Raw genomic sequence first — 12,773 nt, forward strand, 5'->3', positions numbered from 1 at the left:
TTATTCCTCGGCCGCCGCTCCGAAACCCGCACCCGTGCTCGCGTGAGCCGTGGTCGCCCATGGCGTCGCGTGGTTGTCGATGCGCATCTGGAAAATGAAATAGGTCGGCGAGCAGAAACCTATGCCTTTGACCTTGCCGGCGCCCGGCGTGTCCGCCGCCAGCGACTGGCACATATAGTCCTCGCGGCAGAAATGATCGGCCGAGCACGCCGGGCGGTTGCCGTGGTTGACGGCGCCACCGAGACATTGGTCGAAATTGTTGGTGGCCACGCAGATGTCGAACTTCTTGCCGCCGACCAGTCCGCAGATCTCGCTGGGCATCGGCTTGCCGGGTTTGAAGGCGGCGAAGGCGCGATCCTTGTCATCGCAGGCGCGATAGGCGAAGCCGCCTGGAACGCCGATCTTCGGCGGCCGGCAGGTATAGGCGGTGCGCGAGATCGCCGGCGCGAAGGCAGCGAACTGGCCGGTGATCTTGTAGCGGTCGTTGAAAGGCTGTGCGCTGTTGCTGGCGATAGTTCCGGTCAGGCATGGGTGGCCGGAAAATATTTTGTCGCTCTCCCTGGGCAGCAGGCATTGCGCCAATTTGGTTCTTACGCCCGAAGCGGTGGCGATCGGCATACAAACCGTGCCGGCGCCGCATTGCCAGGTGCCGCCGAAGCGACTTGCGTCTTCCGGCATCAGGCATGGCATCGCCGTTTCGGCCGGCGTGTAATCGACCTCTCCTGCATCTTTCCAGGCGGCTGGCGGGGCGAAGGAGAGCGGGCGGAAGCGGTTGGGCTCCTTGCCCTCGGCGGTCGCCTTGAGCCACGCCTCGCGGCGCGGGATCTCGGCATGCAGATGCGGCGAGATGCCGACCTCAAGGCGGTTCAACGGTGAGGTCGTGGCGTCGTCCAGACCGATGAAATGGAAGCCGGCGGTCGAGCCCGCCTGATGGCAGCCCTGGCAGGCGCCGTTGTCGAGTCGCTCGACCAGAGCTTCCGGCGTGCGTACCAGTTTCAGATTGGAATAGTCGAGCCCGGCAAAGTCCTTCGGGTCGAACAACGGCGTGAACGGATGATTGGCCTGCCTGGCGCTGCCGAAGGTCGACCAGGAGATGACTTTCCGGGCGAGAAATTCATCCGGGATTTCGTAGACGCCGAGATCGACGGCCGCGGCACTGGCGCGAACATAGTCGGCAAGCCGTGCCTTGAGCTCAGCATCCTCGGCAAGCCGGGCCGTGTCCGGCGTATTTTCCAGCGGCTTCTCGCCGACCGCCGAACCATCGATGCCGAAGATGCGCATCAGGTAAGCGGCCTGCCCGCCGAACTCGGTTTCCTGGCCGGAAGGAAAGCGCACAACCTGCGCGTTGAGCTCGAGCTGCTTGAAGGAAAGGTTAGTCTTCTCGAGCGGCCCGCCGGTCAGCCAGCCGGCATCGACCGTTTCGTCGAGCTGCGGCGTCCAGCGGCCGGCAGCGCCCACGCAGCCGCCATCGGCGTCTTGAGCGACGCGGTATATCGCGCTGAAGTTGAACGGCAGGCGCGAGGCCAGTTGCTTGCCGTTCTTCTTGAAGCTGTAGGCCAGGCGATAGATGAACCGCACCTCGCCGCAGCTCGTCTCGTTGCCAAGTGCTGCGAAGTCGCGCCGGTCGAGCCGGTTGACGACGCCGACAAGGCGGAAGCGCGCCGCGTTCGTCTTCAGCCAGCGCATGTCGATGATGCGGCCGACATTGCCGTCGGTCACTTCATAGAGAGTGCGGCCGCCAGCCTTCATTTCGCCGCGCAACGCGGCGACATCGCCGGCCACCGTGTCGACGATGGCGTGGTAGGCGGGTGCCTCATCGTAGAGGGATTTCAGGTCGTCGCTGCCGTCGACGCCGAACAGGCCGGCGAAACCGTATCCCCTGGCGTCGAGCGTGGCGAGGATGCGCGGGTCGTCGACGATGATGATCGGGCGGTCGGCGGCGCGCGCCGACTGCGTAGCGGATAGAGCCAGGAGAAGGACTACGATAGAGAGCACCAGCCGTTTCATCGGACCGCGCTCTCCGCCAGTTCGCGAAGAACCGGCACCATGGCCAGAGGCAGGTCTTCGGCTATCAAACCCGGCCCAAAACGGCTGCCGGCCTCGGCGTGGATCCAGACGCCGGCGCAAGCCGCTTCGAAGGCCGGCATGCCTTGCGCGAGAAGCCCGGCAATGATGCCCGCCAGCACGTCGCCCGAGCCGGCGGTGGCGAGCCAGGGCGCGCCATTGCTGTTGATCGCGGTGCGGCCATCCGGCGAGGCGATCACGCTGTCGGCGCCCTTGTAGACGATCACTGCGTTGGCGCGTCGCGCAGCTTCGCGCGCCTTGGCCAGTTTGGACAGAGCTTTGTCACCCGCAATGTCCGCAAACAGCCTGCCGAACTCGCCTTCATGTGGCGTCATGATCAGGGCCGGCGCGCCAGCCCTGCCGGCTGTCTCGAACAGCGTCGCGGCCGCGTTGCGAAAAGACGTGATGCCGTCGGCGTCGAGCACGAGGCCCTCGACGCCGCCGTCCTGGCGGTTCTTGGCGAGCACGGCAAGGGTGAAATCGCGCGCCTTGTCGCCGATGCCGAAACCGGGGCCGAGGACGAAGGCGGATGGTCTGCGATCGCCGATAAGGTCATGCACATCTTCGATCGCATCGACCTTGCGCAGCATGATCGAGGTCAGATGCGCCGCGTTGATCTGCATGGCGTTCGCCGGCGAGAGCACGGTGACAGCCCCTGCCCCGCTTCGGGCTGCCGCAAGCGCCGAAAGGCGCGCCGCGCCCGTCGCGGATGGGCCGCCCGAAAAGACGCTCGTGTGGCCGCGCTTGTATTTGTGCGCGTCGACGGCCGGCGCGGGAAAGGTCGCGATCCAGAGCGCGGGTCGATTCTCGAAGGCTCGCGGCGCGACAGCGTCGATAATCTCGTCACGAATGCCGATGTCGGCCAACACAATCTCGCCGCATCGCTCTCGGCCCGGCAGAAGCAGGTGCCCGGGCTTCTTTCGCGCGAACGTCACCGTGAGGAGCGCGCGAAATGCCGGGCCGAGGACTTCGCCGCTTTCGCCGGAGACGCCCGAAGGCAGGTCGATCGCGACAACCGGCAGGTTCATCGCCGTCACGATGTCGACCGCGCCTTTGGCGTCGCCGGATAGCGGCTTCGACAAGCCTGCGCCATAGATCGCATCGACAACCAGCGAGCCAGCCTCCGCGGAGAAGGCCGAAAGCAGGTGCCGTTCCAGAGTGCAGTCAGCCGCCGCAAGCGCGGCATCGCTGCCTGCCCGCGGTTCGCCGGATGTCCACAGAGCTACATCCACGCCCGCCTCGGCCAGCAGCCGCGCCACGACATAGCCGTCGCCGCCATTGTTGCCGGGGCCGCACAACACATGCACCCTCGTTGCGGCCGGATAACGCGCCAGCGCGACGGCAGCGACCGCCTCCCCGGCACGTTGCATCAAGCGATAGCCGTCGAGCGGACCGGCCGCGATTGCCAGTCTGTCGGCCTCGGCCATTTCGGCCGGCGATAGAAGTTCATTGTGCATGGGATTGCCGATCTCCATACGATCAAGCATTGTCCAGTTTTCGGTTCGAAGCAAACCAGCGCGATTGCGGCATTATCTTGCACATGCCGTCGCGTCCGAGAGGGGTTCTGCTTGCAAGTTGCGCTGTCTGCCCATTTTTTGTGCAGAGGTGAGGAGGAGCGATGTATAGGATTTGGGCGTCCATGACGCATCCGATGCAGCGGATGACGCGAATGTGCATCCGGACGCAGCATGGGCTCGAAAACGCCCCTCGCCGCCTGCGCTCCTCAGGATTGGCACGGTTCGTGCTTGATGGAGGCGCAAGCGGGCCACACAACCCGTCTTCTTGGCAGTGGAGGCCACTTTTTACATGAAAAAGATCGAAGCGATCATCAAGCCATTCAAGCTGGACGAAGTGAAGGAAGCGCTTCAGGAGGCCGGACTGCAAGGCATCACCGTCACCGAGGCCAAGGGTTTCGGCCGCCAGAAGGGACACACGGAGCTTTATCGAGGCGCCGAATATGTCGTCGACTTCCTGCCCAAGGTGAAGATCGAAGTGGTGCTCGGCGACGAGGCCGTCGAAGGCGCCATCGAGGCCATCCGCAAGGCGGCGCAGACCGGCCGGATCGGCGATGGAAAAATCTTCGTCTCCAACATAGAGGAAGTCGTGCGCATCCGTACCGGCGAGACCGGCATCGACGCCATCTGACCGACCTTCAATCATTCCGGACGTCATCACACAGGGAAGAAATGACATGACGACAGCCAAAGACATCATGAAGCAGATCAAGGACAACGACGTGAAATTCGTCGACCTGCGCTTCACCGATCCGCGGGGCAAGCTGCAACATGTGACGATGGATGTCGTCGAGGTCGAGGAAGACATGTTTGCCGACGGCGTCATGTTCGACGGCTCCTCGATCGCCGGCTGGAAGGCGATCAACGAGTCCGACATGGTGCTGATGCCGGACACGGATACGGTCCACATGGATCCGTTCTTCGCGCAGTCGACCATGGTCATCCTGTGCGACATCCTCGATCCGGTCTCGGGCGAAGCCTATAACCGCGATCCGCGCGGCACCGCCAAGAAGGCCGAAGCCTATATGAAGTCCGAAGGCATCGGCGACACGATCTATGTCGGCCCGGAGGCCGAGTTCTTCGTGTTCGACGACGTCAAGTACAAGGCCGACCCCTACAACACCGGCTTCCGGTTGGATTCGACCGAACTGCCGTCCAACGACGACACCGATTACGAGACCGGCAATCTCGGCCACCGTCCGCGCATCAAGGGCGGCTATTTCCCGGTGCCGCCGATCGATTCTTGCCAGGACATGCGCTCCGAGATGCTGACCGTGCTCGCCGAAATGGGCGTGCGGGTCGAAAAGCACCACCATGAGGTCGCCGCCGCACAGCACGAGCTCGGCATCAAGTTCGACACGCTGGTGCGCAACGCCGACAAGATGCTGATCTACAAGTATGTCGTGCACCAGGTCGCCAATGCCTACGGCAAGACGGCCACCTTCATGCCGAAGCCGGTGTTCGGCGACAACGGCTCGGGCATGCACGTCCACCAGTCGATCTGGAAGGGCGGCAAGCCGACCTTCGCCGGCAACGAATATGCCGGCCTGTCGGAGAGCTGCCTGTTCTACATCGGCGGTATCATCAAGCACGCCAAGGCGATCAACGCCTTCACCAACCCGCTCACCAACTCCTACAAGCGTCTGGTGCCCGGCTATGAGGCGCCGGTGCTGCTCGCCTATTCGGCGCGCAACCGCTCGGCCTCGTGCCGCATTCCGTTCGGCAACTCGCCGAAGTCGAAGCGCGTCGAGGTCCGCTTCCCCGATCCGGGCGCGAACCCCTATCTCGGCTTCGCCGCCATGCTGATGGCCGGTCTCGACGGCATCAAGAACAAGATCCATCCGGGGCAGCCGATGGACAAGGACCTCTATGATCTGCCGCCGAAGGAGTTGAAAAAGATCCCGACCGTCTGCGGCTCGCTGCGCGAAGCGCTGCAGAGCCTCGACAAGGATCGCGGCTTCCTGAAGGCCGGCGGTGTCTTCGACGACGACCAGATCGACTCTTACATCGAGCTCAAGATGGCCGAGGTCATGCGCTTCGAAATGACCCCGCACCCCGTCGAGTACGACATGTACTATTCGGTGTGAGCGATCGCCTAAGCCACAAGGAAAAACCCCGGCGCAAAAAACGCTGGGGTTTTTGTTTGGACAGACCGTCGGACGGACTGACGTCTAATGCAACGCGCTCCGCTCGGCCTGCAGTGCGTCCAGATACTGCCGGCGTTATTCGTCAGGCAGCTGTGACGCATCGCAAAGGGTCGGCATAGTCGATGCCAGCGGGCCTTCGACATCGATCCCGTAGCGGCCTGCGAGGACCGCCGCCACTTGATGCCCTACGGTTGCCCGGAAGGCTCCCAAAGCAATGAAAAGGCTGGGCGGGCATGGCTCCCGCGCCACTGATAATCGAAGTGGCAATAATCCTCGTGCCCCTCATCATGGAACCGTCGCCCGGCTTCACGGATCGCGCGAAGAGGCACGACGGCGAACGCATCGGCGGAAAGCGCTTGAATGGTCTTGGTGCCCTCCTCGCGTATCTGGTGGATCGGATGACCCACCTCTGCCTCGGTCTCCATATCGAAGGGATTGTAGAGGACGCGTCGATCTTCGAGAAACATGAGGAAGCGGCGTACGATCTCGCTTTCGCCTAGTCCGGGGTCGGACCATTGGATGCCACCCAACGGAGTGCTGAACCCTGTCACCTTGCGCGCCGTCGCGGCCGTCACCTTGCTTGATTTGCGGAAGAAGTTGCGCATGTCTACTAGGCGTCCGGTATAAAGAGTTTGGGAATACCGTGTTCACGATCCTTCACGAGGTCGAGCAGCGTCTTACCGTCGAAGACCCGGATAGGTATTCCCAATGAATGACCAAGCATAGATCCGTAGCCGAGACTGATAGGGCCTGACTCGTCTTCCCAACCCTTGCTGACGACGCCATGAACGTAAATTCGTTCGTCGTCGAAAATCGGACTCCCACTCATACCTGCCGGCAATTTCATTGAAGCCGAGAAGCAGGCTCCAGGAGTGGGGACCTGTCGTTTTTCCGCGTTGTCGGGGAACCTCTCTAAAACCGTCCCTTTCGAGACATGTAGTTCAAAGCGAAAATCCCCAGACGCTACGTTGGAATTTTCCATTGCAAGCCCGATATCTTGCATCCCTGAATAACCGACGGCGGTAGCCGACTTGCCTACGGCGATACCAACTCCCCGCAGTCCGGGCTGGATCATTGGAAGCGGCTGGTGGGGAATCCCCTCGGCAAGCTGCGTAACCTTACACAAGGCGGTGTCAGAGGTAAGTTTGATCTCAACACCGCGAATGGGGAGTGGGAATGTAGTTCGTTCTCCGAGGAAACCGGCCCATTCAATGTCGCGGAAGACATAACCTTTGAATCCGGCCAATGGACTCACCGGGAGCATAACGCCAAGCTTTAGCCGCCCGAAGTGCCATGTTTGTTCATCTACCTCTCGCGTGTTTCCATATTGGCGGTCGATCGGGTCGGTGATCACATGCGCTGCCGTGATCAGAAGGCCTGTGCAGCTAATAAAAAAGCCAGTGCCTAAACATCGTAGGTGGGTCTCACCAGGCACATGCGCGACGATCGGCACGATGCTCTGCGCGAGCACGGAATGGATTGTCCCAATGATGTTAGGGTGCGCGACGAACATGTCGTTCTCGATGGCGTAAAAGTCGGCGTCGGCCGCGTTTTTGGGTTTTAAAGGAACAGATGCCATCGCCTGAATTTCCCAGGCGCCATCCCCTCTCCTCCCGAAGAAAGGCTTGAAGATCTCCAAGTCGGATGAGTCTCGTCTGCTAATCATGTCGCGGGAGGGTGTCCCCCGTGCCGACAAAGATCAAGCAGGCGAAGGATAGCTGTGGAGGGATAGCTGTGGAGGGATGGTTTGTGGAGACCGGGAATCCATGCTGCGCGACGTCAGGTACGTCCACGCGGCTCCTGATCCGTGTTACCTAGCACCGTGGATAGGATGGAGGGCAGTTGTGGATGTTCCGGTACTAGACAAAGAACTAGAGCGCGAGAAATTCGCCATAGAGAGCATTGCACTCTTCAAGCTGTTCTCCCGCTTCGAATATGCCATGAAGAGGAGTGAATTTATCAAGAGCGGCTCTTACAACTCTGCTGACCCAGATTGGAAAGAATTCGCACTGGCTCTAGGTCCCGACTTTTTCAGCCATGTGCTGGGGAAACCAGCTATACGCATTCTCATTAGCAACCCCCCGAGTCAGCTAAAATTCAAACGGGCCGCCCCGCCTAACCCGCCCGAAGCTGAATGGGCTACCCGGACATACACGCAGGATGTTCAAGGGCTCATTGAGAGCGTTAAGCAGGTTCGGAACAACCTCTTCCACGGAGACAAGGGAAGCCCGGCCGACGTTGGTCGCGACAGCCAACTGATGGGAGCGGCATACGCGGCTTTGATGGAAGTGCTGGTTTGGATTGAAGAGGACGAATCCCGAAAACGCAAGTTCTCGTCATTCGTGGACAAGATCACCATGCCGCTGATGTTCTGAGGTCGAGCCGGCCCAAACTGCCGAGCCGAAAAGACAAATGAGGCGGAGACAAAGGGGGCGGAAGAACCCAGGGCTGAACAAAAAAGCCCGGCGTTTCCGCCGAGGCTTCGTTGTCGTCACGCCGCAGTGCTCACCCTGCAGCTCCGCGCCGCCAGAAATCAGGCGGCAGCCGAAACGGCCGCGGTCGAAACCTCGGAGATCGTCTTCAGCACCTGCGAGGCGATCTGGTAGGGGTCGCCCTGCGAGTTCGGGCGGCGGTCTTCCAGATAGCCCTTATAGTCGTTCTTGACGAAGGAGTGCGGCACGCGGATCGAAGCGCCGCGATCGGCGACGCCGTAGCTGAACTTGTTCCACGGCGCGGTTTCATGCTTGCCGGTCAGGCGCTTGTCGTTGTCCGGGCCGTAGACGGCGATGTGATCCATCAGGTTCTTGTCGAACTGGGCCATCAGCGCCTCGAAATAGGCCTTGCCGCCGACTTCGCGCATGTAGGAGGTGGAGAAGTTGCAGTGCATGCCCGAGCCGTTCCAGTCGGTGTCGCCGAGCGGCTTGCAGTGGAACTCGATGTCGACGCCATACGTCTCGGTCAGGCGCAGCAGGAGGTAGCGGGCCATCCACATCTGGTCGGCGGCCTTCTTGGAGCCCTTGCCGAAGATCTGGAATTCCCACTGGCCCTTCGCCACTTCGGCGTTGATGCCTTCATGGTTGATGCCGGCGGCGAGGCACAGGTCGAGATGCTCCTCGACGATCTTGCGCGCGACATCGCCGACATTCTTGTAGCCGACGCCGGTGTAATAAGGACCCTGCGGCGCCGGATAGCCGCTCTCCGGGAAGCCGAGCGGACGGCCGTCCTTGTAGAAGAAATACTCCTGCTCGAAGCCGAACCAGGCGCCCTCGTCGTCGAGGATGGTGGCGCGCTTGTTGGAGGCATGCGGCGTCACGCCATCGGGCATCATGACTTCGCACATGACCAGCACGCCATTGGTGCGGGCCGGATCCGGATAGACGGCGACGGGCTTCAGCACGCAGTCGGAGCTGTGGCCCTCGGCCTGGTTGGTGGACGAGCCATCGAAGCCCCACAGCGGCAGCTGCTCCAACGTCGGGAACTCGGCAAATTCCTTGATCTGGGTCTTGCCGCGCAGGCTGGGGGTCGGGACGTATCCGTCGAGCCAGATATACTCGAGCTTGTATTTGGTCATTCCAGTGCCTCTCGTTGCTTGGGCGCCGCAAGTGGGCGGCGTCAACGCATGGCCGGGCTTGCCGGCCTGCCGATGATTAAAAAGCAATTCGTATGCCACTCCGCCTTCGGCGGGTGCGGCAAAATGGGTCATGGCAAGGCGTTGATTTTGCTCAGCCGCCTCACTTGTGCGCTCGGATCACTCAATCGATATTTCTGCATAAATAATTGGCAAATAATGATCTTTTTGTAGGCATATTGCCTAAACGAATCGCAGAACCTATCTTGCTTGATAAGTTGAATCGGCAAGTCCCCGGACAAGCAAGGAGGTCGCCAATGCAAGTCGTGCAGCCGCGTCCGTCGGCAAAAATCCTGATGTTCCCGCTGGCAGGACGCAAGTCTGCCGCAAATTTAGGCGCCAAGGCCAAATTCGCGGCAGAGCTTGCGACGCTTCGCGGCGAGCATGCCGACTTTGACGGCTGGTACCATGAAGCAGCCGTCGAGGAAGAAAATCAGCGCAAGAGCTGATCGCCTCTTTGAGCTTCATGAACGGAAAAGCCCGGCGCGACCACTCGCGCCGGGCTTTCTTCTTTTGAGCGGACGATCGAGGTCAGTCCTTGGCGTGGAGGTCGGTGCCGAGCGTATCCCTGACGAAGATCATGCCGATGATGAGCGACATCGCCGCGATGATCACCGGGTACCAGAGGCCGTAGTAGATATCGCCCTTATAGGCGCTGAGCGCGAACACCGTCGCCGGCAGCAGGCCGCCGAACCAGCCATTGCCGATGTGATAGGGCAACGACATGCCGGTGTAGCGGATGCGGGTCGGGAACATCTCGACCAGGATCGCGGCGATCGGCCCATAGACCATGGTGACGAACAGCACCAGGATGAACAGGATACCGATCGTGAGCGGCCAGTTGATCGCTGCCGGATCGGCAGTCATGGCGAAGGCGCCACCGCCCGGGACGGTGTAGACGGTGACTTCCGGCGCACCGGCTGCCTCATCCTTGGTCAGGAGCTTGTCGGCGATCGCCTTGTCGGTCGGAACCGCCGCCTTCTCGCCGCCGCGGATGGCCGCCGCGTCGAGCTTCAGCTCGGGATTGGCCGCGATGAAGGCGTCGAGCTTCTGGTCGGGCACCTTGGCCGCGGCGCGCTTCAACGGATAGCCGCCGTCCTGAAGCGACATGTTCACCGCCTTGGCGAAGGCCGCGTCCTTGGCCTTGGCCTGATCGCCGGCGGCGACGGCGTCATAGGATTCCACCGTCTCGTTGCCGATCTTGACCGAGGCTGCGGTGCCTGGGGCTGCCGTGGTCACCACATCATAAGGCACCGAGTTCTTGGTCAGGAACGAAGTCGCGATATCGCAGGATGTCGTGAATTTTGCCGTGCCGACCGGGTTGAACTGGAACTTGCAGTCGCCGGGCGCTGCCGTCACCGTCGCCCGGGTGTTCTGCTGCGCGGTGGCCAGAGCCGGATTGGCGGCCCAGGTCAGCGCTTTGAACAGCGGGAAGGTGCAGACGATGCCGAGCGCAAGGCCTGCCATGATGATCGGCTTGCGGCCGATCTTGTCCGACAGCCAGCCGAACACGACGAAGAAGATCGAGCCGATGGCGAGCGCAATCGCGATCATGATGTTGACCGACTGCGCGTCGACCTTGAGCACGTTCGTGAGGAAGAACAACGCATAGAACTGACCATTGTACCAGATCACGGCCTGACCAGCGGTGAGGCCGAGCAGCGCCAGCAGCGCGATCTTGGCGTTCTTCCATTGACCGAAGGCTTCCGAGAGCGGCGCCTTGGAGCCCTTGCCCTCTTCCTTCATGCGCTGGAAGGTTGGCGACTCCGAGAGCGACAGCCGGATCCAGATCGAAACGGCAAGCAGCACGAAAGAAACGATGAAGGGAATGCGCCAGCCCCAGGAAGCGTAGGTTTCCTTGCTGAGCGAGCCCTGAACAATCAGGATGACGATCAACGACAGGAAAAGGCCGAGCGTCGCCGTCGTCTGGATCCACGACGTATAGAAACCGCGACGGTCGTCAGGCGCGTGCTCCGCGACATAGGTCGCAGCACCGCCATATTCGCCGCCGAGCGCCAGGCCTTGCAACATGCGCAGCCCGATCAGGATCACGGGAGCCAAGATGCCCAAGGTTGCGTAGCCGGGCAGCAAGCCGACCAGGAAGGTCGACAGGCCCATGATCGTCATGGTGACGAGGAAGGTGTATTTGCGGCCGACGAGATCGCCGATGCGGCCGAAAAGCAACGCGCCGAACGGTCGGACAAGGAAGCCGGCGGCAAAGGCAAGCAGCGCGAAGATGTTGCGCGTTGCCTCGGGAATCGCCGGGCTGAAGAAGGTCGAGCCGATGAAGGCGGCCAACGAGCCGTAGAGATAGAAATCGTACCATTCGAAAACGGTGCCGAGCGAGGAGGCGAAGATGACTTTCTTCTCCTCCCGCGTCATGCCGCGGCTGGTTCCGCCGGCGGTCGAAGCCATTGCCATTGATGTATCCTCCCGTGAGATCCCGTCTGTCCTCGATGGCTGCGCGCCACCGTCCGCGCTCCTCCGAACGCGGACTCAAAGACGCAGCCAACGAAGGAAAAAATGACAGAAAGGGCGGGCGAAAGGCACCGCGACGATGGGATTATGACTTTGGTATTAGGTGCGCTGCGAAAGCGGCGCCGCGCTTGAATTGCTCTAGGCCTGCAGCGCTTCGAGCAGGCTGACCGCCGCCATCATGTCGCGCTTGCGTGCCGAGCGGCGCGCAACGGCCTCCGCATCCTGGCCCCAATGCTCGATCTGCCAGTCCTCGTCGACATGGCCGGCAGCCCAAGCTTCCTCGCCGTCGAGGTGACCGAAATCGACGGCCAAAGCCAGCAGCGCCGAACCGGTCAGCGCGGTCATGACATGAATGGCGGCCAGCCGCATCGGCTCGACACGCTGGCCAAGATGCGCGCCGAGCACGGCGATCGCCTCGCGCGGCTGCTCGACATGGATGACGCCTTCGGCAAGGTTGAAGCGCGCGCCGAGGCTGCCGCGTGCCCAGTCCAGCACCGGATCCCAGAACTTGTTCTGGCGATCGACCAGTCCCTGCGGGCCATCGGCGCGGTAACACAAAAGATCGGACGAGGCGAAGCGCAGCACGTCCTCCAGCACCGCCTGCGGATCCGAGGCGACGCCGTCGATGGCGGTGTTCACCAGCCGCATGACAGGCATCGTCACGGGATCGATGACCTCGCCTTGTGCGCTGAATTCATCGGCAACGAGCGCCGCGGCGTTTTCGGTCGGCAGCACCATCACAGCCTTGCCCGGCGTGCGCACGGGCCGGCCGTCCAGATGAACGGCAAAGCCATTCTCGACGGGAGCCACCGAAACAGCCTTGTAGAAACGCTTCGGCAGCGGCGTCTTCATCTGGATCTGGGCGCGGCGCACGGGATCGGGGTCGGAAAGCAGCTTTCCGGCTTCGAGGTCTTCGAGGATGTCGCGCATGCCGAACTCCTT

At 61.8% G+C, this 12,773-nt stretch carries 11 protein-coding genes; 4 read left to right on the plus strand and 7 right to left on the minus strand.

Going from position 1 to position 12,773, the window contains the following annotated elements; translation table 11 throughout:
* Window positions 1–2,007 (minus strand): hypothetical protein, encoded by a 2,007-nt coding sequence (locus FJ430_RS21275; RefSeq protein ID WP_140708848.1) that lies wholly within the window; start codon window positions 2,005–2,007, stop codon window positions 1–3.
* On the minus strand, window positions 2,004–3,521 hold the full coding sequence (locus FJ430_RS21280; RefSeq protein ID WP_140708982.1) for an NAD(P)H-hydrate dehydratase: 1,518 nt from the start codon (window positions 3,519–3,521) through the stop codon (window positions 2,004–2,006). Before FJ430_RS21280 ends, FJ430_RS21275 begins: the two co-directional genes overlap by 4 nt.
* A gap of 349 nt (window positions 3,522–3,870) precedes the next feature.
* On the opposite strand from FJ430_RS21280, the gene FJ430_RS21285 reads away from it, so the two are divergent.
* Both FJ430_RS21285 and glnA read left to right on the plus strand, forming a co-directional pair.
* Window positions 3,871–4,209, plus strand: coding sequence for a P-II family nitrogen regulator (locus FJ430_RS21285; RefSeq protein WP_018428041.1), 339 nt, complete (start codon window positions 3,871–3,873; stop codon window positions 4,207–4,209).
* Window positions 4,210–4,255: 46 nt separating this feature from the next.
* Window positions 4,256–5,665, plus strand: a complete 1,410-nt coding sequence (glnA, locus tag FJ430_RS21290) for a type I glutamate--ammonia ligase (protein WP_140646263.1) — start codon at window positions 4,256–4,258, stop codon at window positions 5,663–5,665.
* A gap of 245 nt (window positions 5,666–5,910) precedes the next feature.
* Here glnA and FJ430_RS21295 read toward each other — a convergent pair whose 3' ends face one another.
* Both FJ430_RS21295 and FJ430_RS21300 read right to left on the minus strand, forming a co-directional pair.
* Window positions 5,911–6,330 carry a DUF6650 family protein gene (locus FJ430_RS21295; protein WP_140708846.1) on the minus strand — a complete coding sequence of 140 codons (420 nt, stop codon included), beginning with the start codon at window positions 6,328–6,330 and terminating at the stop codon, window positions 5,911–5,913.
* Window positions 6,331–6,335: 5 nt separating this feature from the next.
* A complete protein-coding gene (locus FJ430_RS21300) occupies window positions 6,336–7,364 on the minus strand; it encodes a trypsin-like peptidase domain-containing protein (protein ID WP_181175522.1) in 1,029 nt (342 codons plus the stop codon).
* 127 nt (window positions 7,365–7,491) lie between these two features.
* Here FJ430_RS21300 and FJ430_RS21305 point away from each other — a divergent pair, with 127 nt between their 5' ends.
* Window positions 7,492–8,100 (plus strand): hypothetical protein, encoded by a 609-nt coding sequence (locus tag FJ430_RS21305; RefSeq protein WP_140708842.1) that lies wholly within the window; start codon window positions 7,492–7,494, stop codon window positions 8,098–8,100.
* Between the two features lie 158 nt (window positions 8,101–8,258).
* Here FJ430_RS21305 and FJ430_RS21310 read toward each other — a convergent pair whose 3' ends face one another.
* The gene (locus FJ430_RS21310) at window positions 8,259–9,296 is read right to left on the minus strand and encodes a glutamine synthetase beta-grasp domain-containing protein (protein WP_140708840.1); all 1,038 of its coding nucleotides are present in this window, start codon (window positions 9,294–9,296) and stop codon (window positions 8,259–8,261) included.
* A 314-nt stretch (window positions 9,297–9,610) separates the two neighbouring features.
* Here FJ430_RS21310 and FJ430_RS21315 point away from each other — a divergent pair, with 314 nt between their 5' ends.
* A complete protein-coding gene (locus FJ430_RS21315; protein WP_140657175.1) occupies window positions 9,611–9,802 on the plus strand; it encodes a DUF2735 domain-containing protein in 192 nt (63 codons plus the stop codon).
* An 82-nt stretch (window positions 9,803–9,884) separates the two neighbouring features.
* Here FJ430_RS21315 and FJ430_RS21320 read toward each other — a convergent pair whose 3' ends face one another.
* Together FJ430_RS21320 and FJ430_RS21325 are read right to left on the minus strand one after the other, a co-directional pair.
* The gene (locus FJ430_RS21320) at window positions 9,885–11,774 is read right to left on the minus strand and encodes an MFS transporter (protein ID WP_140708838.1); all 1,890 of its coding nucleotides are present in this window, start codon (window positions 11,772–11,774) and stop codon (window positions 9,885–9,887) included.
* A 195-nt stretch (window positions 11,775–11,969) separates the two neighbouring features.
* Window positions 11,970–12,761, minus strand: coding sequence for an ATP12 family chaperone protein (locus FJ430_RS21325; protein ID WP_140646270.1), 792 nt, complete (start codon window positions 12,759–12,761; stop codon window positions 11,970–11,972).
* Window positions 12,762–12,773: the final 12 nt, after the last annotated feature.

Origin of the sequence: Mesorhizobium sp. B2-8-5 (assembly GCF_006440675.2) — a bacterium.
Classification (GTDB): Bacteria; Pseudomonadota; Alphaproteobacteria; order Rhizobiales; family Rhizobiaceae; genus Mesorhizobium.